15 protein-coding genes are annotated in these 18,540 nt (G+C 62.4%); 8 read left to right on the top strand and 7 right to left on the bottom strand.

Going from position 1 to position 18,540, the window contains the following annotated elements; translation table 11 throughout:
* Window position 1 precedes the first annotated feature (1 nt).
* Together HBA54_RS20065 and HBA54_RS20060 are read left to right on the top strand one after the other, a co-directional pair.
* The gene (locus HBA54_RS20065) at window positions 2-1,105 is read left to right on the top strand and encodes an efflux RND transporter periplasmic adaptor subunit (RefSeq protein ID WP_167227979.1); all 1,104 of its coding nucleotides are present in this window, start codon (window positions 2-4) and stop codon (window positions 1,103-1,105) included.
* Complete coding sequence (locus HBA54_RS20060) at window positions 1,102-4,338, top strand: efflux RND transporter permease subunit (protein ID WP_167227977.1); 3,237 nt, start codon at window positions 1,102-1,104, stop codon at window positions 4,336-4,338. The genes HBA54_RS20065 and HBA54_RS20060 overlap by 4 nt, the downstream gene beginning before the upstream one ends.
* 154 nt (window positions 4,339-4,492) lie before the next feature.
* Here HBA54_RS20060 and pssA read toward each other — a convergent pair whose 3' ends face one another.
* Together pssA and HBA54_RS20050 are read right to left on the bottom strand one after the other, a co-directional pair.
* On the bottom strand, window positions 4,493-5,299 hold the full coding sequence (gene pssA, locus HBA54_RS20055; RefSeq protein WP_167227975.1) for a CDP-diacylglycerol--serine O-phosphatidyltransferase: 807 nt from the start codon (window positions 5,297-5,299) through the stop codon (window positions 4,493-4,495).
* A 1-nt stretch (window position 5,300) separates the two neighbouring features.
* Entirely contained in the window at window positions 5,301-5,987 is a 687-nt protein-coding gene (locus tag HBA54_RS20050; protein WP_322096077.1) for a phosphatidylserine decarboxylase, read from the bottom strand.
* A gap of 151 nt (window positions 5,988-6,138) precedes the next feature.
* Between HBA54_RS20050 and HBA54_RS20045 the strand changes: the two genes are divergently transcribed.
* Entirely contained in the window at window positions 6,139-6,729 is a 591-nt protein-coding gene (locus HBA54_RS20045; RefSeq protein ID WP_167227973.1) for a hypothetical protein, read from the top strand.
* An 11-nt stretch (window positions 6,730-6,740) separates the two neighbouring features.
* On the opposite strand, the gene HBA54_RS20040 is transcribed toward HBA54_RS20045, so the two are convergent.
* The 3 genes from HBA54_RS20040 to HBA54_RS20030 all read right to left on the bottom strand — a co-directional run bounded on the left by HBA54_RS20040 (window position 6,741) and on the right by HBA54_RS20030 (window position 9,525).
* A complete protein-coding gene (locus HBA54_RS20040) occupies window positions 6,741-7,901 on the bottom strand; it encodes an Ig-like domain-containing protein (RefSeq protein ID WP_167227971.1) in 1,161 nt (386 codons plus the stop codon).
* Window positions 7,902-7,973: 72 nt separating this feature from the next.
* The gene (locus HBA54_RS20035) at window positions 7,974-8,882 is read right to left on the bottom strand and encodes a c-type cytochrome (RefSeq protein WP_167227969.1); all 909 of its coding nucleotides are present in this window, start codon (window positions 8,880-8,882) and stop codon (window positions 7,974-7,976) included.
* A 127-nt stretch (window positions 8,883-9,009) separates the two neighbouring features.
* Window positions 9,010-9,525, bottom strand: coding sequence for a c-type cytochrome (locus tag HBA54_RS20030; protein WP_167227967.1), 516 nt, complete (start codon window positions 9,523-9,525; stop codon window positions 9,010-9,012).
* 244 nt (window positions 9,526-9,769) lie between these two features.
* On the opposite strand from HBA54_RS20030, the gene HBA54_RS20025 reads away from it, so the two are divergent.
* The 4 genes from HBA54_RS20025 to HBA54_RS20010 all read left to right on the top strand — a co-directional run bounded on the left by HBA54_RS20025 (window position 9,770) and on the right by HBA54_RS20010 (window position 13,374).
* Window positions 9,770-10,354 (top strand): LOG family protein, encoded by a 585-nt coding sequence (locus HBA54_RS20025; protein ID WP_167227965.1) that lies wholly within the window; start codon window positions 9,770-9,772, stop codon window positions 10,352-10,354.
* Between the two features lie 172 nt (window positions 10,355-10,526).
* Window positions 10,527-11,741 carry an NADP-dependent isocitrate dehydrogenase gene (locus HBA54_RS20020; RefSeq protein ID WP_167227963.1) on the top strand — a complete coding sequence of 405 codons (1,215 nt, stop codon included), beginning with the start codon at window positions 10,527-10,529 and terminating at the stop codon, window positions 11,739-11,741.
* Between the two features lie 76 nt (window positions 11,742-11,817).
* The gene (locus tag HBA54_RS20015; protein ID WP_205944785.1) at window positions 11,818-12,333 is read left to right on the top strand and encodes a peptidylprolyl isomerase; all 516 of its coding nucleotides are present in this window, start codon (window positions 11,818-11,820) and stop codon (window positions 12,331-12,333) included.
* A gap of 171 nt (window positions 12,334-12,504) precedes the next feature.
* Window positions 12,505-13,374, top strand: coding sequence for a mechanosensitive ion channel family protein (locus tag HBA54_RS20010; protein ID WP_167227959.1), 870 nt, complete (start codon window positions 12,505-12,507; stop codon window positions 13,372-13,374).
* Between the two features lie 45 nt (window positions 13,375-13,419).
* Here the strand turns inward: HBA54_RS20010 and alaS are convergent, their stop codons facing one another.
* Window positions 13,420-16,071, bottom strand: coding sequence for an alanine--tRNA ligase (gene alaS / locus HBA54_RS20005; protein ID WP_167227957.1), 2,652 nt, complete (start codon window positions 16,069-16,071; stop codon window positions 13,420-13,422).
* A gap of 284 nt (window positions 16,072-16,355) precedes the next feature.
* Here alaS and HBA54_RS20000 point away from each other — a divergent pair, with 284 nt between their 5' ends.
* Window positions 16,356-17,006, top strand: coding sequence for an invasion associated locus B family protein (locus HBA54_RS20000; protein ID WP_167227955.1), 651 nt, complete (start codon window positions 16,356-16,358; stop codon window positions 17,004-17,006).
* 146 nt (window positions 17,007-17,152) lie between these two features.
* Here HBA54_RS20000 and recA read toward each other — a convergent pair whose 3' ends face one another.
* Complete coding sequence (gene recA, locus HBA54_RS19995; RefSeq protein WP_167227953.1) at window positions 17,153-18,253, bottom strand: recombinase RecA; 1,101 nt, start codon at window positions 18,251-18,253, stop codon at window positions 17,153-17,155.
* Window positions 18,254-18,540: the final 287 nt, after the last annotated feature.

Genomic DNA, 18,540 nt, shown 5'->3' with positions numbered 1-18,540 from the left:
TATGAAACGCTCCTTTATCTTCGCCATACTGCTCGCCATCGCGGCGACGGCCTGGATTCTCTCCGGCCAGCTCGGCGAAAGCGAAGCCCAGCCGGAGGCGCAGAAGCCACCGGCAGACCTTTCCGCGCTGGACAAGGCCCCCCAGGTTCGGGTGCGCGCGTCGACCGCCCAAAGACATGCCGTCATCGATCTGCTGCGTGGCCGCACTGAGGCCAACCGCCTGGTCGAGATCAAATCCGAAACCAATGGCCGGATCATCAAGCTACCGGTGGAACAAGGCAGCTATGTCGCTGCCGGTGACGTTATCGCGCGTCTCTCCTCGGGCGATCGCAATGCCCGGCTCGCCGAAGCCAAGGCGCTGCGGGCCCAGCGCGAAATCGAATACCAGGCCGACAAGAAGCTCGCCAAGAAAGGCTTCCGCGCGGAGACTCAGATGGCCGCCACCAAGGCCTCGCTGGAAGCGGCGGAAGCAGCGGTGAAGATTGCCGAGGTCGAACTCGCCTACACCGTCATCCGCGCGCCCTTCGACGGCGTTGTGGACGACCGCATGATGGAGATCGGCGACTTTGCCGACATCGGCGATTCCCTCGCCCGTCTGGTGGAACTGGACCCCATGCTGATCGTCGCCCAGGTCAATGAACGTGAGGTACAACGCCTGGCCGTCGGCAACCCGGGCCAGGCGCGCCTGATGACCGGTGCCGTGGTCGACGGAACAATCCGGCATATCTCCGCCGTCGCGGACCCGGCGACCCGGACCTTTCGCGTCGAGCTGGAGGTGCCCAACCCCAATGGGGCTATATCCGATGGCATGACTGCCGAGATCGCGCTGCCCCTCGATGACGGCGAGGCGCACTTGGTGTCGCCGGCGATTCTGACCCTGGCGGACGAGGGCATCATCGGCGTCAAATCGGTCGATGAGAACAACAGGGTGGTTTTCCATCCCGTTCAGATCGTCGACACCGACAAACAGGGTATCTGGGTGGTCGGTCCGCCGACTGAGGTCATGCTGATCACGGTGGGCCAGGAATACGTGAACGCCGGTGACGAAGTACGCCCGGTGGACGAGCAGGAGATCGATGCGCGAATGCGGGAGCTCGGCTCGTGAACGCGATTATCGACGCGGCCATCGGCCACGCGCGAACCGTCATCCTGACCCTGCTGCTGATCCTCGTCGCCGGCAGCTTTGCCTACGTGACGATCCCCAAGGAAGACTCGCCGGACATCAACATTCCAACGCTTTACGTCGTGCTGGCCCATGAAGGTATTTCACCGGAGGACGCCGAGCGCCTGTTGATCAGGCCGATGGAAAAAGAGCTGCGCGCCATCGAAGGCGTAAAGGAGATGACCTCCACCGCCTACCTTGGTGGCGGCAATGTCATTCTGGAGTTCGACGCCGGTTTCGATCCAGACATCGCCATGGCCGACGTGCGTGAAAAAGTCGACTTGGCCAAGCCGGAACTGCCGCAGGATGCCGAAGAGCCGACGGTTCACGAGATCAACCTCAGCCTCTTCCCGGTTCTGACCGTGACTCTGTCAGGCAGCGCACCGGAGCGCACTCTGCTGCGCATGGCCCGCGAGCTGCAGGACAAGATCGAAGAGATTTCCAGCGTTCTGGAAGCCGAGATCGGCGGCGACCGCGACGAACTTCTGGAAATCATCGTCGATCCCCTGGCGCTGGAGAGTTACAACCTCAACGCAGCCGATATCCTGGATATCGTCGCCAAGTCCAACATCGTGGTTGCCGCCGGTTCTCTGGATACCGGTCTCGGCCGTTTCCCCATCAAGGTTCCCGGTCTCTTCGAAACCGTGGACGACATTTTCAACACACCGGTGAAAGTGAACGGCGATGCGGTGGTACGCTTCCGCGACATCGCCAGCCTGCGCCGCACCTTTAAGGACTCGAGCGGCTTTGCCCGCATTACCGGCCAGCCGGCGATTGCTTTGGAAATCTCGAAGCGGACCGGCGAGAACATCATCGAAACCATCGAACGGGTCCGCGCCGTGGTCGAGGCGGAACGTAAGAACTGGCCGGAGAGCATCGTCGTCTCCTACAGCCAGGACAAATCGACGGACATCCGCAACAATCTGCTCGACCTGCAGAACAACGTGTTGAGCGCCATCCTGCTGGTCATGGTGGTGGTGGTCGCAGCCCTCGGCCTGCGCTCCGCCGGCCTGGTGGGGATCGCCATCCCCGGATCCTTCCTGACCGGCATCCTGGTGCTCTCCATCGCCGGGCTGACCGTCAATATCGTGGTGCTCTTCGCCCTGATCCTGGCGGTCGGCATGCTGGTCGACGGCGCCATCGTGGTGACCGAATACGCCGACCGTAAGATGAGCGAGGGCCAGGACAAGAAGGCCGCCTACAGCCTCGCGGCCAAACGCATGGCCTGGCCGATCATCGCCGCCACCGCAACCACGCTGGCGGCTTTCCTGCCGCTGATGTTCTGGCCGGGCGTGGTCGGTGAGTTCATGAAGTACCTGCCGCTCACCCTGATCGCGACCCTCAGCGCCTCCCTGCTGATGGCCTTGATCTTCGTGCCGACCCTGGGTTCCGTCTTCGGCAAGCCGGGCGGTGCGGTCGACCCGAAAACCATGAAGACCCTGGCCGCCGGCGAAAGCGGCGATCTGAACGACGTAGGGGGCTTTACCGGCGGGTACCTCAGGTTCCTGGGCGCTGCGTTACGCCACCCAATGAAGGTTCTGATGGGCGCCTTTGTCGTCCTCATCGGTGTCTGGCTCGCTTACGGCAGCTTCGGCAAGGGCGTCGAGTTCTTTCCGGATGTGGAGCCGCAAAACGCGGTCATTCAGGTTCATGCCCGCGGCAACCTTTCCATTGACGAGCGCGATGCCCTGTTGCGCGAGGTAGAGCAGGAAATCCTGGATCTGCAGCGCGAGAAGGGTGAATTCCACGCGATCTACGCCCGCTCCATGGCATCTTCCGGCACTCAGGGTGGCGATGAGGCCGAAGACGTCGTGGGTAAGGTCACCCTGGAATTTACCGACTGGTTCCTGCGCCGGCCCGCGGACGAGATCCTGACCGAAATCCGCGAGCGCAGCGCCCTTCTGGCGGGCGTCTTCGTCGAGCCGCGCAAGGAAGAATCCGGCCCGCCGGTCGGCAAGCCGGTGCAGATCGAAGTCTCCTCGGCCAACCCGGCTTTGATCGAACCGGCGGTCCGGCAGATCGGCGCGGCGATGAACGACATCGGTGGCTTCGTCGACTTTGAAGACGGCACCCAGATCCCCGGCATCGAGTGGGAGCTGGTGGTCGACCGCGCCCAGGCTGCCAAGTTCGGCGCCGACATCAGCTTGATCGGCAGCTACGTGCGGATGATCACCAACGGCATGAAACTGGGCGACTACCGGCCCGATGACAGTAAGGAAGAAATCGACATCGTCGTGAGGCTGCCGGAGCAGTACCGCACCATCGAACAGCTCGACCTCATTCGGATGCAGACCAATTCCGGTCTGATCCCGATATCGAACTTCGTCACCCGTGTCCCAAAGCAGAAGGTCGGCCTGCTGCGCCGTACCGACAGCCGTCGCGCCATGACAATCAAGGCCGACGTCGCGCCCGGCCTGCTGGTGGATGACAAGGTGCAGGAGGTGCGCGGCTGGCTGGCAAACCAGAGCTTCGATCCACGGGTGATCATCAACTTCAAGGGCGAGGATGAAGAGCAGAAGGCCGCACAGGAATTTCTCGGAAAGGCCTTCGCCGTCGCTCTATTCATGATGGCGATCATCCTGGTGACTCAGTTCAACAGCTTCTACAGCGCCTTCCTCATTCTCTCCGCCGTCATCATGTCGACGGTCGGCGTCATGATCGGACTGCTCGTCACCAACCAACCCTTCGGCATCGTGATGTCGGGTATCGGGGTCATCGCACTGGCCGGCATCGTGGTGAACAACAACATCGTGCTGATCGACACCTTCGACCGCCTGCGCGAAACGACCGCCTCGACGCGTGAAGCCATCCTGCGCACCGGCGCCCAGCGCCTGCGCCCGGTGCTGCTGACCACCATCACCACAATCCTGGGCCTTATGCCCATGGTGCTGGCGATGAACATCGACTTCTTCTCGCGAACCGTCCAGATCGGGGCGCCTTCGACCCAGTGGTGGCGCCAGCTCTCCACCGCCATCGTCTTCGGACTTTCCTTCGCCACCCTGCTCACGCTGGTGGTCACGCCCTGCGCCCTGATGCTGCGCCACGATCTCGCCGGGTTCTTCGGACGCCTGAAATCGTGGCGACCCAGGTCAACGGGCCACAAGGCGAGCGGTGATGGAGAATCCGCCGATGGCCTTGGCAAAGGCGGCGCCGGCGTTCCCGAAGCAGCCGAGTAACCCGGCAGGAATCAGCGCTAGAGCAGATCCCGGTCGGATGGAATCGCCGGAGGCGATCCATCGACCGGGTGAATCTGCTCTAACTGTTTGATGGCGATCGGATTCACATGTTTTGGCGCAACCACGAAGTGGTTCCGTCAAAACATGATCCGATCTAGTCTTCGGTGGTGTTGTCCGGGTCCGGCTGCGGTTCCGCCGGAGAGTCCAAACCGATGGTCTTGACCTCGCGCCGGTACTGCACAACGGCCAGGGGGATGCTCACCAGGTAGGCGAGCCCGACAATCGTGACCGTTACCCAGGGCTCCGAGATTAAAATCGCGGCGAAGCCCACCAAACCCAGCATGGCGAAGCGCCAATGCGGCTTGCGTAGCTTCAAGCGCTTGGCCGAAAAGGTAGGCACTTGGCTCACCATCAGGAAGGCGACGATCAAAAGCGTCAACAGATTGAGCGCATCGCTGCGCAGCACAGTATCGCCGAAAACGAAACTCATGGTCATGGGCAGCAACACAAGCCCGGCGGCGGCGGGCGCCGGCACGCCGACGAAGTACCGAGCCGCCAGCGGTGGCGGGTTCTCATCCCCCAAAGCGGCGTTGAAGCGGGCAAGGCGCAACGCACAGCAGGCGGCAAAAACCAGGCAGGTGGCCCAGCCGAGCCCGCCGGCATCGGACAAGGTCCAGAGATAGATCATCAACGCGGGGGTCACGCCGAAGGAAATGACGTCGGAAAGCGAGTCCAACTGCGCCCCGAAATCGCTGGTCGCGCCCATCAGGCGGGCGATGCGCCCGTCCAGACCATCCAGCAGCATGGCAACGACGACAGCGCCGACCGCTATCTCCCAGCGCTCCTGCAGGGCAAGACGCACAGCGGTCAAACCGGCGCAGAGCGCCAGCAGCGTCAGCGCATTTGGAATCATCCGGTTGATCGAAAGTGCCGATACCCTTCTTCGGCGCAGGCGTGCCATCCTATCGTTCCTCACCCTGGCGGGCGGATTCCTGGGACAGCAGATCGGCGATGACCGTCTCACCGGCAATGGCCGTCTGATGAGGCACCACCAGCGGCGAAACCCCTTCGGGAAGGTACACGTCCATCCGGCTGCCGAAGCGAATCAGTCCGAAAACCTGACCGGCCCGGACCGGTTGGCCGAGGGAGACGTTGCAGATGATGCGCCGCGCCACCAGACCGGCGATCTGCACGAAGGCCAAATCCACACCGTCATAGCTGGTGACCTTCAAGGACATGCGCTCATTGTCGACCGAGGCCTTGTCCATGGCCGCATTGAGGAACTTGCCCGGGCGATAGGACACCGCCGAGATCTTACCATCCAAGGGTACCCGATTGACGTGCACATTGAAGACATTCAGGAAGATCGAGATCCGGGTCAGCGGGGCATCCCCCATCTCCAGTTCAGGCGGCGGCGGCGCCGACTCGATCATCTGAACCATGCCGTCGGCCGGCGCAATGACGAGGCCAGGCCGGCTGGGCGTCACCCGTGGCGGGTCCCTGAAGAAGTAGGTGCAGAAGGCCGCACCCAGCAGGCCGAGCCAGAAAAGCGGCGACCAGAGCAACCCCAGAAGCAGGGCAGCGACCAGGGCGGCGGCAATAAACGGCCAGCCGGCCCGGTTAATCGGGACTAAAACACTTCTAAACACTACGTCACCCGCCTTTTGGCTTGCTTGGATCAGTCAGTAATAGACCAGGGAGCCCCCCTTCAAACAGTCGAAAATCAAGGAAAGCGCTGCTTTACCGATCCTTAAACCTGACGTGCTACTCCAACAAGCTGATGTGATGGGAGTATGAGCCTTGGACGCCCCGGGGAACGAGCCAAGCGAATCCGAAGTCTGCGAAGGCGGCGCGCCGTCGGCGGTCAAGAAGGTCGCTGACGCATCCTTGCCTTTGGAAGTGGGTAGTCTCGCCCTCGGCGAGGACGGCCACATTGAGCATGGCCGCGATGAAGGCCCACTGCATTTCAACTTCACCGCCTGTGGTATCCATTTCGAGGCTGAGCTGGCCGGCAAGACGGCACCGCTGCGCCTCACGGCCAACCTCGGCAAGCTGCCCTACTCGGCTGAGTCGCCCGATGGCCGGGGTCTTGCCCGCAGCGTCCTGGCCGCTACAGATCGGCTACGCCGCGGTCAGATCCTCTTATCAGACGACCATGACATGATCCTGCAGGGTGAGCTTATGCCGCCGAGCCCCAGGACCCCGGTCAATGTCATCGCCACCGCGACGGCGCTCATTCTCGACTTCAAGCCTTATCTGGACCTCTTGGCCGAAGCGATTTCGGTTCGCCGCCCGGCAGGTGAGCCGGCGGAAGCCGATGACCAGCCCGCCGACGATGCCGAGATGGACGACGCTCCGGTGGAAGGTGAAGCAGCGGCTGGCGAGACCTGAGACCGGCTTGCTCAGTTGAGCTTCGGAACCGTGAAGACCTGACCCGGATAAATCAGATCGGGATCGCCGATCTGTTGCGCATTCGCCTGATAGATCACCGTGTACTGCAGGCCCTGCCCATAGGAGCGCCGCGCAATGCGCCACAGCGAATTGCCGGGCTGGACGATCACATAGTCCTCGCCCTCTGAAACCGATTCTGCAACCGACCGCGGCGTCTCGCGGGAGAAAGGCGTCTCCACACGGGCGACCACGCCGCCGCCGCCATCGACCTGATCGACCCGCAGGTCATGAAGGCCCTCCAGAATGGGGGATGCCGGCGACAGCCTCCAACGGCCATCGTCTCCCGCCACCGCCTCACCGATCGGGCGATTGTTCAGGTAGACCAGCATGCGGGCGCCCGGCGTCGCACGTCCGCCCAGGACTGCCCGCCCGCCCTCATCGTAGTCGACTGAATCCAGTGCCAGGCTGCCCTCTGAAATACCCTCCTCGGGCTCCTGCGGCAGTACCTTGCTGGCGCCACCCGCGCGCGGCGTAAGCACGGCCAGCACCGGTGCCTCTTCAGGCTGCGCCGCGCCACCGTTCTGCCCTGCCGGTGGCGTGGCCGCCGGAACCTTGGATTCCGGTACCATAACCACAACCAGGTTTTCAGACAGCTGCTTCTGACCATCAGGCGTTTTCGCCTCGATACCGATCTGATGGCTGCCCGGCGCAAGCGGCTGCTCGGCAACAATGGCCCAGGCACCGCTGCTATCAGCCTTCGCCGTCCCCACCGTACCGCCTTTGCCAAGGGTCACCTTGACCTCGCTGTCCGGCTCGGCACGGCCGGCGATGACCGTCTCACCGCTGGGCTCAACACGCACGACATCGAAGGTCGGGCGGCTCTCCGGCGTTGCCCCGTCCGGGGTGCCGGCAGCGTCCGTGCCGCTCCGCAAGACGACTTGCGGGCGCTGATCCTGTTCTTCCGAATCGCCGGATGCCGCCGGGGAACCGGCCCCCTCGGTATTGGCCTGACCTGCCGGCGTGGTAGCGTCGACATCCTGGGATGCGGCTGGCTGAGGTGTCGCCTGCTGATCGGCCACAATGGCCTCATCCGCTCCGTTGCTGAAGAGCAGGTAGCCCGCAATGGCGACTGCCAACACGGCACCGCCCAGTCCAAAAACAAGCCTCTGCAACCGCCTAGCCTCCATACCCCTCATATACCCTAGTACGCGGGCTGCAGGGGTGCAATGCCGGGCGAATGAAGCCTATGACCCGTCAGATGGCGGTAAGCTCTTGAGATAAATGGCAATTGCAGTGAGATCGTCAGCCGTCAGGTGGCTCGTGCCATGTTCGATCACCTCACCCATCGAGTCGCTCAGATAGTCACCTTCAGGGGTCAGGCCGTCTCTAATGGCCCAGACGATGTCCGATTCGCTCCATCCGGCCAGGCCGCCGGCCGCCGGGGTCAGGTCGGGAACCTTGCCGCCATCGGGCCCCTGAGGATTCCCCGCCAGCTCACGTTCGGGATCAACGGCACCCAGAAAGTCCCTGGGGCTATGGCATTCCCCGCAGTGGCTGAGATGGCGCACCAGATAGGCCCCGCGGTTCCATTCAGCCGCCTGCGCTTCCTCGGGCTCAAAGGCGCCCGCTTCAAAGTAGAGCGTTTTCCAGATACCCACGGTAAAGCGCAGATTGTAGGGGAAGCCGAGGTCATGCGGCTTATTGACGGTCTCAACCGGCGTCTGGGCAAAGAGATAGGCCTGCAGATCGGCGATATCCGCGTCGGTCATCCCGGTATAGGAGGTATAGGGAAAAGCCGGATAGTAGGGGTCGCCCCCAGGCGAAACCCCGTGACGCAAGGCGGAACGGAATTCCTCGTCGCTCCAGGCGCCGATGCCCTGCTCGGGATGGGGGGTAATGTTCGGGCTGTAAAACGTACCGAAGGGCGTGACCAGGGCGCGGCCGCCGGCCAGGGGTTCGCCGCCGCCTTTCTCGTCGGTATGACAGCCGTAGCAGCCGGCGGCGCGAAAAACGTAGGCGCCGCGCTCGGCCGCTTCACTGAGTGTTGTCTGGGCCGCTGTCTGGCTGTCCTGCGCCGCGGCCGGCACCCCGACGACGGCAACGGCCAGCACAGCGATACCGGCAAACAGGCTGTTCAACTTGGGACCGGACATTGCTTCTCCGGGAAATCATCACATCGCGGCAGAGGCCAGCAAGGGCCAGCAACGCGGTAAAGAAGACGGCGGATGCGGAGACCGCATCCACCGTCGCTATTTACCGGCGGCGACCGCCGGGTCTCAATTACCCATCCACCTTGGGGCCACGGTAGGTCTCATGGCAACCTCCACAGCCTTCCTTGCCGAAAGCGCCGAACTGGGTCTGGATGGCACCGGCATCGCCGCCGTCAAGCGCTGAGGCCATCTTCGCCGACTCTTCCTCAAGCACCTTGCCACGGGCCAGGAATCCGTCCCAATCCGACCAGATGTTGGGTTTGGCGCGGTTCTTTCCGACCGTATCCATCTCTTCCAGCGTTGCCTCGACCTTGAAGACGTCGGGAACCGCCGTCGCGATCTCGCCGATCTTGCGCGCCGCTGCCGCCGCCTCGGCCGCGCTACCTTTGGAATCCTTCACGAACTCGGCGATGATTTTCATGTTGCCGCCAACTGCCTTCATGGCCTCCTGTCGCTCTTTGACCGCTGCCACCTTCGCTCCGTGGCCGTCCGCGTGCGAGGGCCGTACCAGATTGTCCGAAACCAGCAGGGCCCCCGCGGTAATCGCGAAAGCCCCCGCTGCTGCAAAGATCGTCTTTCGTAGCATTTCGATCTGCTCCTTGCTTGTTTGCGCCCAGTTTTCAGTACCAGTGGGCATTCTTGACCAATGGACACTCTTGGTGCGTCTAGCGAGCGGCGCTAGTGACCTTCTTGAAACGGCCTTCGGTGGCGGCGAACCGCCAGTCTGTGCTACAAGACGGCCACGTTATAGTGACGCGACGTCACAGTAGCGCATCACCGATCAAATTCAAACGCACCCTGCCCCAACCCCCGACAGTAACGAGTTTGTGATGAGAAAACTGAACGCGCTCTGCGTCTATTGCGGCTCTTCCGGCCAGGTCCGCCAGAGCCACCTTGAAGCGGCCCGGAAACTGGGCCGGCTGGCGGCGGAAGAGACCGTCGATATCGTTTTCGGCGGCGGCCGGGTCGGTCTCATGGGCGCGGTCGCCGAGGGCGCGCTGAATGCCGGCGGCAGGGTCGTCGGGATCATCCCGAAACACCTGGAAGACCTGGAAGTCGGCCTGCGCAGCGCCAGCGAGTACATCGTCGTCGATTCAATGCACAGCCGCAAACAGATGATGGCCGAACGCTCGGACGCTTTCTGCGCCCTGCCCGGGGGGCTTGGAACGCTGGATGAAACCTTCGAGATCATCACCTGGCGGCAGCTCAAGCTGCACGACAAACCCATCTTGCTGGTTAACATCGAGGGATTTTGGGACCCCCTGCTGCGCCTGATCGACCACCAGATCGCCGAGGGCTATCTGCGCGGCCCGACCGATGGCCTGTACCAGGTGGTCGATCGCGTGGAGGACGTTCTGACCGTGGCCGCGACCGCCCCCCGCCCGGCGATCCCCGACAAGATCGAACAGATGTAGGCCGTGCCCGCCGGCCAAGGCACCATCGCGGCGGCTCTTTGCGAGGCTCCCTTGCACCGCCCGGATAGCCTGCTATGTTGCGCCGCAAATTCGCTACCCGGCCGGGCCGCGGTATCACATCAGGCCCTTAAACCCGGGCACCAACCCAGATCAATACTTCCGGAGAACACAGATGGGGAAAATCAAGGTCAAAAACCCGATCGTCGAGCTCGACGGCGACGAGATGACGCGTATCATCTGGGAGAAGATCAAGAGCAAGTTGATCCTGCCGTACCTCGACGTTGACCTGAAATACTACGATCTCTCCGTCGAGAAGCGCGATGAGACCGATGACCAGATCACCATCGATTCCGCCAACGCCATCAAGGAACACCGCGTTGGCGTGAAGTGTGCGACCATTACGCCGGACGAGGACCGGGTTGAGGAGTTCGGCCTCAAGAAAATGTGGCGCTCGCCCAACGGCACCATCCGCAACATCGTCGGCGGGACGATCTTTCGCCAGCCCATCATCATGAAGAACGTGCCGCGGCTGGTCCCAGGCTGGACACAGCCGGTGGTCATCGGCCGCCACGCCTTCGGCGATCAGTACCGGGCGACCGATTTCAAGGTGCCGGGGCCGGGCAAGCTGACCATGACATTTCAGCCGGAAGGCGGCGGCGAAGCGACGACCTACGACATCTTCGATTTCCCCGAGCCCGGCGTCGCCATGGGCATGTACAACCTGGATGAGTCGATCCGCGGTTTTGCCCGCGCCTGCCTGAATTACGGCCTCAATCTCGGCTGGCCGGTCTACCTCTCCACCAAGAACACCATCCTCAAGATCTACGACGGGCGCTTCAAGGACATCTTCCAGGAAATCTTCGACAGCGAGTTCAAGGCCGCTTTCGAGGCCAAGGGCATTCACTACGAGCACCGGCTGATCGACGACATGGTGGCCGCCGCCATGAAGTGGTCGGGCGGCTATGTCTGGGCCTGCAAAAACTACGACGGCGATGTGCAGTCGGATACGGTGGCCCAGGGCTTTGGGTCACTGGGCCTGATGACCTCGGTGCTGATGACCCCGGATGGCAAGACCATCGAGGCCGAGGCGGCCCACGGCACCGTGACCCGCCACTATCGCTTGCACCAAAAAGGTCAGCCGACCTCCACCAACCCCATCGCATCGATCTTCGCCTGGACCCGTGGCCTTCATTTCCGCGGCACCTTCGACGAGACGCCAGAGGTGGTGAAGTTTGCCGGCGATCTGGAAAAGGTCTGTATCGATACCGTGGAATCCGGTTTCATGACCAAGGATCTGGCGCTGCTGATCGCACCCGACCAGACATGGATGACGACCGACGAATTCATGGACAAGCTGGACGAAAACTTGCAAAAGGCGATGGGTTAACCTCGTCATCGGACAATCTTCTGGAGCGCTCTCAATGAAGTCACTCCTCTCACTTCTCGCAATCGGAATTTTGGTTATGACCACATCAACCAGCGATGCAACAGCCGCGCCGGATCCGGAAAACGTTCTGGTGATGGAACTGAAAGACGGCGTTGTGCGGATCGAGATGCTGCCGGACCTGGCACCGCAGCACGTTGAACAGATCAAGAAGCTGACCCGCGACGGGTTCTATGACGGCATCGTCTTTCACCGCGTCATCGACGGGTTCATGGCCCAGACCGGCGATCCCACGGGAACCGGCCGCGGCGGCTCAGAACTGCCGGACATCCCCGCTGAATTCTCCGCGGAGCCTTTCGAGCGTGGCGTGGCCGGCATGGCCCGCTCGCAGTCGCCCGACAGCGCCAACAGCCAGTTTTTCATCACCTTTGCGCCGGCACGTTTCCTGGACAAACAGTACACGGTCTGGGGCCGGGTGGTCGAGGGCATGGAATATATCGATATGATCAAAAAGGCCCCGCGCGGTGACCAGAGCGGCACGGTGCGCGATCCCGACAAGATCATCACCCTGCGCATTGCCGCAGACGTCGACTAGAGCAGATCCGGGTCGAATGGAATCGCCGGAGGCGATCCATCGATCTGGTGAATCTGCTCTAAACTGTTTGATGGCGATCGGATTCACATGTTTCGTCGCAACCAAACAGTGGTTCCGACGAAACATGACCCGATCTAGCCGGCCACCGCTCGCGGTCTATGGGGCTGAGCCATGGACCTGAGCAGTACACAGCTTGAGCAACTGAGCAGACTGGGCGATCTGCTGCTCAGCTACGCCGTGGACCTGCTGGCCGGCATCGTCCTTCTGGGCCTGGGCTGGTTTTTTGCCGGCTGGGCGCGGCGGGCTGTTCTGCGGCTGCTGGAGCGCACGCCGCGCATGGACCGGACCCTACGCCCGGTGATCGCCAGCGTGGTGCGCTATGCGATCCTGGTCCTGGTCGTCGTGGCGGTGCTGGCGCAGTTCGGCGTACAGACCACCAGCATCATCGCCATTCTAGGCGCCGCCGGTATCGCCGTCGGCTTGGCTTTGCAGGGCACGCTCCAGAATATCGCCGCCGGCATGATGCTGCTGTTCCTGCGCCCGTTTCAGGTCGGTGACTACATTGATGCCGAGGGTCTGGCCGGCACCGTGGACGAAATCGGTCTCTTCGTTACACAGCTGACCACCTTCGACGGCCTCTATCACTCCGTGCCGAATGCCAGGCTGTGGAACGCGGCCATCGTGAACTACAGCCGGCTGCCGACCCGCCGCCTGGACCTGAAGGTCGGCATCAGCTATGACGACGACATCGCAAAAGCCCAGAAGATCCTGCTTGGCCTGCTGCAGGCCGATCAACGGGTAATCGACAGCCCGCCACCGCAGGTGCTGGTGCTGGCCCTGGCGGACAGCGCCGTGGAGCTGAACCTGCGCGGCTGGTGCAACAGGGACGACTACTGGGATCTGCTGTTCGATCTGACCAAGACGGTGAAACTGACGCTCGACGAGGCTGGTTTCACCATCCCCTTCCCGCAGCGCGAGGTTCGCGTCGTCGGCGATCCGGCAACCGGGTTACCGGGCGACGGCAAGACCGTGAACGACTAGGGCGCAGCCCTGATAGGCTAAGCTCTCTTTGATTCAAACGGCCACTCAGACGGCTGCCAGCGCCGTTTCGATGGCGCTCACCGCCGCGGCCGCCGACGCGCCGTCGGGTCCGCCGGCCTGGGCCATGTCAGGCCGGCCGCCGCCGCCCTTGCCACCCAGCGCCGCTGAACCGACCTTTACCAGATCCAGCGCTGAGGCCTTGGCCGTCGCATCCTCGGTTACCCCGACGACCAGCGACGCCTTGCCCTCGTTCACCGCGATCAGAACAACGACGCCGCTGCCGATCTGCTTTTTCAGATCATCGGCCATCGGTTTCAGATCCTTGGGCGGAACCCCCTCCAGCACCCTGGAAGCGAATTTAAACCCCGCGATCTCGCGTGTTTCGTCAGAGGCAGAGCTGCCTGTCGCCAGTTTGCGGCGCAGCTCGCTGACCTCCCGGTCCAAACGCTTACGCTCGTCCTGGAGTGCGGTAATCCGGGTCGGCAGATCTTCGGGTGTCGCCTTCATCAGGGCCGCGGCTTCTGCCAAGGCGGCCTCCTGCCTGCCCACATAATCGCCCGCGGCTTCGCCGGCCACCGCCTCGACACGGCGAACGCCGGAGGCCAGCGCCGCCTCTCCGGTGATCTTGAAAAACCCGATGTCGCCCGTACGGCTGACATGAGTACCGCCGCAAAGTTCGGTCGAGAATTGACCGCCGCTCTTCACCTGGTCCTCGCCCCCCATGGAGACGACCCGCACCTCGTCGCCGTATTTTTCGCCGAACAGCGCCAGGGCGCCGGCTTCGATCGCTTCATCCGGGGTCATGAAACGCGTTTCGACAGCCGCGTTCTCCCGAATGCGGTTGTTCACCTCGGCCTCAACCACCTGAATGTCTTCCGCGGTCAGGGGCCTGGGCTGGCTGATATCGAAACGCAGACGGTCCTCGGCCACCAGGGAGCCTTTCTGGGTCACATGGTCGCCAAGGCGCCGGCGCAGCGCCTCGTGCAGCAGGTGGGTGGCCGAGTGATGCGCGCGCAAAGCCGCGCGACGGCGTCCGTCGACCCGCAGCTCCACCGCATCGCCCACCTTCAGGACGCCATGCGCCATCTTGCCGTGATGAACATGCAGGGCGCCGAGCTTCTTCTGTGTGTCGGTGACCCGCAGTTCCCCACCGCCGGCACTGAAGACCACGCCCTTGTCGCCCTCCTGACCGCCGGATTCGCCATAGAACGGCGTTTGGTTCACCAGCAGATGAACCGCCTGACCGGCGGTAACCTCAGGGACTTCCTTGCCGTCCACCAGCAGCGCGGTGATCTGCCCTTCCGCCGTCTCCGTGCCGTAGCCCAGAAACTCGGTCGCCCCCAGGCGATCGCGCAGCTCAAACCACAGCGTCTCGGTTGCCGCATCGCCGGAACCGGCCCAGGCCTTGCGCGCCGCAGCGCGTTGCCGGTCCATTGCCACATTGAAACCGTCGGTATCGACGCCGCGCCCCTGGCCGCGCAGGATATCCTGCGTCAAATCCAGCGGAAAACCATAGGTGTCATAGAGTTTGAAAGCGACATCGCCGGCCAGCGACCCGCTGGCACTCAGTTTGTCGGTCTCTTCCTCCAACAGTTTAAGACCGCGTTCCAAGGTATCCTTGAACCGCGTTTCCTCAAGCCGCAGCGTTTCGGTGATCAGGGCATCGGCGCGCGCCAGTTCGGGAAAAGCCACTCCCATCATCGAAACAAGCGAAGGCACAAGGCGCCACATCAGCGGGTCCTTACTGCCCAGCTTGTGCGCGTGGCGCATGCCGCGGCGCATAATCCGGCGCAACACATAGCCACGCCCCTCGTTCGAAGGCAGCACGCCATCGGCGATCAAAAAGGCGCTGGCCCGCAGATGATCGGCAATCACCCGGTGCGAAACGGCGTGCTCGCCATTGGCAGCCTGCCCTGAGTGTTCGGCGGAGGCTTCGATGATCGCGCGCAGCAGGTCCGTGTCATAGTTGTCGTGCTTGCCCTGCATCACCGCCGCAATGCGCTCCAGCCCCATGCCGGTGTCGATCGAGGGCCGGGGCAGCGCGTTACGGGTGTCGGCGTCGATCTGCTCGTACTGCATGAAGACCAGGTTCCAGATCTCCACAAAGCGATCGCCGTCCTCGTCGGGACTGCCCGGCGGGCCGCCGGGGATGTGATCTCCATGGTCGTAGAAGATCTCAGAACAGGGTCCGCAGGGACCGGTGTCCCCCATCGCCCAGAAATTGTCGGAGGTCGAAATCCGAATGATCCGCTCGTCCGGCAAGCCGGCGATCTTGCGCCACAACGCCGCCGCTTCCTCGTCCTCCGAATAGACCGTGACCAGCAGCCTGTCCGATGCCAGGCCGAACTCCTTGGTGACCAGGTTCCAGGCCAGCTCGATGGCGAGGTCCTTGAAGTAGTCGCCAAAGGAGAAATTCCCCAGCATCTCGAAAAATGTATGGTGGCGCGACGTATAGCCGACGTTTTCCAGATCGTTGTGCTTCCCGCCGGCACGCAGGCACTTCTGGGAGGTCACAGCCCGGTTGTAAGGACGGGTCTCATTGCCGGTGAACACGTTCTTGAACTGCACCATGCCAGCCGCCGTAAAAAGCAGCGTCGGATCGTTGTGCGGAACCAGCGACGAAGAGTCGACGATCTCGTGGCCGTTACGCCTGAAATAGTCCAAGAAAGTCGCCCGAATATCGTTGCCTGAGCTCATGATCTATCTTTACTGGTCAGCGGCTTGCGCCTCAAGTTGGAATTTTTCCAGAGTGGATTGGAAAAGCGCCGGCGCGCCCTCCGGAGCAGGGCGTTGTAGCGCGCCCCTTCTGGGCTGTCCACAGAAAGCCCGGCGGCTAAATCCCGGTTCCGCACCGCATAAAGCCGCCGGGACCCAGGCTTTACCCTGGCATTTTCCGCGCGAGCCGACTATGTGATGGGAATGTCGCCCGCCGGAAACAGCGGCACGGCAGGAAATCCCATTGCAGGAGATACGCTCCCCCTATGGCTTTGTACGCAGCCCCTTCCGGTCCTCGGTCCGGCCCCACAGCCCAGGCCGGCGCCCGTCGTCAGCCTGCGGCATCGACCAACCTTTTCCACTGGGCCACTGCCGGTCTTCTCGGCGCCCTTGGTCTTGTTGCGCTGATGCCCGATGCCCTGGCCCAGAACCAAGCCCCGAACCAGCCTCCGGGCAGCGGTCAGGCACAGCCCAGGCTTGAGCCGACCGGTGAAAGCTTCGGGGACTGGCAACTGATCTGCACGGTGGCAGGCGCCACCACCGGCGCCGCGCAGCCCGAAGCCTGCTTCATTACCCAGCAGTTTCTCGAGCCCAATTCGCAACGGCCGATCCTGAAGATCACCATCGGCAACTTCGGCGCCCAGCAGAGAAAAGGGGCGGTCGTTGCCATGCCTCTTGGCATTCCCCTCTCCCGCGGCGTGCAGATCAGCGTCGACGGCCGGCCGGTGTCGACTGTTCCCTTCCAATTTTGCCGCCGCGACGGTTGCCAGGCCTTCGTCCAGATGGACGAGGCCGTTGTAAGTTCGTTCCAGGCGGGAAGTCAGGCCATAGCGACAGTGCGTTCCGGGGAAAACGAGGCGATCAATATGCCCTTCTCGCTGAAGGGATTTACGGCGGGCTACGCCAAGATCAAATAGCGCATTCAGGCGGGCATCGGCCGAAAACCGAACCTCCGCCGAAACGAAAAGCGGGCCCCCAGGGCCCGCTTTTTTTGTCTATCGTGAAACAGCCGTCCAGGGACGGTGAGCCCTACCCGGCCCCGACAGCCGGAAACCATCAACCGTCAGGAAGAGGCTGCTTCCTCTTCGGTCCGGGCGCCGCCATCGTCTTCCGTCTCGGGCACGCCCTCCAGCATCGCCGCAGAGACAAGACCGGCATTTTCCCTCACCTTGCGCTCGATCTCGGCAGCCACAGCGGGATTCTCTTTCAGGAAGGTCTTGGCGTTCTCACGGCCCTGGCCAATCCGCTGTCCCTGACAGGAAAACCAGGCCCCGGCCTTGTCGACAATGCCGGCCTGGACACCGAGGTCCAGAAGCTCGCCGGTTTTGGAGATGCCTTCGCCGTAGGTAATATCGAACTCCACCACCCGGAAGGGCGGCGCCATCTTATTCTTCACCACCTTCACCCGGGTCTGGTTCCCGACCACCACGTCCTTGTCCTTGATGGCACCGATACGGCGGATGTCGAGGCGGACGGAGGCATAGAATTTCAACGCATGGCCGCCGGTCGTGGTCTCCGGGTTTCCGAACATCACGCCGATTTTCATGCGGATCTGATTGATGAAGATCACCAATGTATGCGACTTGGAGATCGAACTGGTCAGCTTGCGCAGCGCCTGGCTCATCAGGCGCGCCTGCAGGCCCGGCAGCGAATCGCCCATGTCGCCCTCCAGTTCCGCCCGCGGCACCAAGGCCGCAACGGAATCGACGACCAGAACGTCAACCGCCCCGGAGCGCACCAGTGTGTCGGCAATCTCCAGCGCCTGCTCACCGGCATCGGGCTGGGAGACCAGCAACTCCTCGACATTCACGCCGAGCTTTCCGGCATATGCCGGGTCCATCGCATGTTCTGCGTCGATGAAAGCGCAGGTGCCCCCGGTCTTCTGGGCCTCGGCGATCACATGCAGCGCCAGCGTGGTTTTACCGGAACTTTCCGGCCCATAGATCTCAACAACCCGGCCGCGCGGAAGGCCGCCGATGCCCAAACCGATATCAAGGCCGAGCGACCCGGTCGAAACCACCTCGGTTTCCACAACGTCGTTCTCGCCCAACCGCATGATCGAACCCTTGCCGAAGGCCCGCTCAATCTGGCTAAGCGCGGAATCCAAGGCTTTTTTCTTATCCACTGATTCTTTCTCCACCAACCGCAAAGCGTTCTGAGCCATGAACTTGCTTCCTTATCTCATAGGGTTCGAGCGACTGCAACGCGGCACTATGTACCATTTTTGTTCTCATTCGCCAAACAGAAAAAGGACCAAAATGAGAACATCTCGGAAAAATTAGGACAAATATGCCTGAAATTTTATGGAAGCGGGAAAGCCGACCTAGCAGGCTGCTGAAAAAGGGCTCGCCGAAGTCTTTTGGTCGTGATTCTCTATGGCGTTTGGTTTGCGATCATGGAGGGCGCGATGCGGGGCGAGGATCGGGAGAGCGGAGCACTATTTTCGTATGT

It is taken from the genome of Pelagibius litoralis (genome assembly GCF_011683915.1).
GTDB classification, from domain to species: Bacteria; Pseudomonadota; Alphaproteobacteria; order Kiloniellales; family Kiloniellaceae; genus Pelagibius; species Pelagibius litoralis.
The sequence above is the reverse complement of the archived record's forward strand: the minus strand, read 5'-3'. Positions and strand labels throughout refer to the sequence as shown.

Coding starts and splice junctions, on each gene's coding strand:
- recA (WP_167227953.1), bottom strand. CDS start 18,253: ATGGCTCAGAACGCTTTGCGGTTGGTGGAGAAAGAATCAGTGGATAAG.
- HBA54_RS20010 (WP_167227959.1), top strand. CDS start 12,505: ATGGACCTGAGCAGTACACAGCTTGAGCAACTGAGCAGACTGGGCGAT.
- HBA54_RS20025 (WP_167227965.1), top strand. CDS start 9,770: ATGAGAAAACTGAACGCGCTCTGCGTCTATTGCGGCTCTTCCGGCCAG.
- HBA54_RS20015 (WP_205944785.1), top strand. CDS start 11,818: ATGACCACATCAACCAGCGATGCAACAGCCGCGCCGGATCCGGAAAAC.
- HBA54_RS20035 (WP_167227969.1), bottom strand. CDS start 8,882: ATGTCCGGTCCCAAGTTGAACAGCCTGTTTGCCGGTATCGCTGTGCTG.
- pssA (WP_167227975.1), bottom strand. CDS start 5,299: ATGGCACGCCTGCGCCGAAGAAGGGTATCGGCACTTTCGATCAACCGG.
- alaS (WP_167227957.1), bottom strand. CDS start 16,071: ATGAGCTCAGGCAACGATATTCGGGCGACTTTCTTGGACTATTTCAGG.
- HBA54_RS20030 (WP_167227967.1), bottom strand. CDS start 9,525: ATGCTACGAAAGACGATCTTTGCAGCAGCGGGGGCTTTCGCGATTACC.
- HBA54_RS20000 (WP_167227955.1), top strand. CDS start 16,356: ATGGCTTTGTACGCAGCCCCTTCCGGTCCTCGGTCCGGCCCCACAGCC.
- HBA54_RS20020 (WP_167227963.1), top strand. CDS start 10,527: ATGGGGAAAATCAAGGTCAAAAACCCGATCGTCGAGCTCGACGGCGAC.
- HBA54_RS20065 (WP_167227979.1), top strand. CDS start 2: ATGAAACGCTCCTTTATCTTCGCCATACTGCTCGCCATCGCGGCGACG.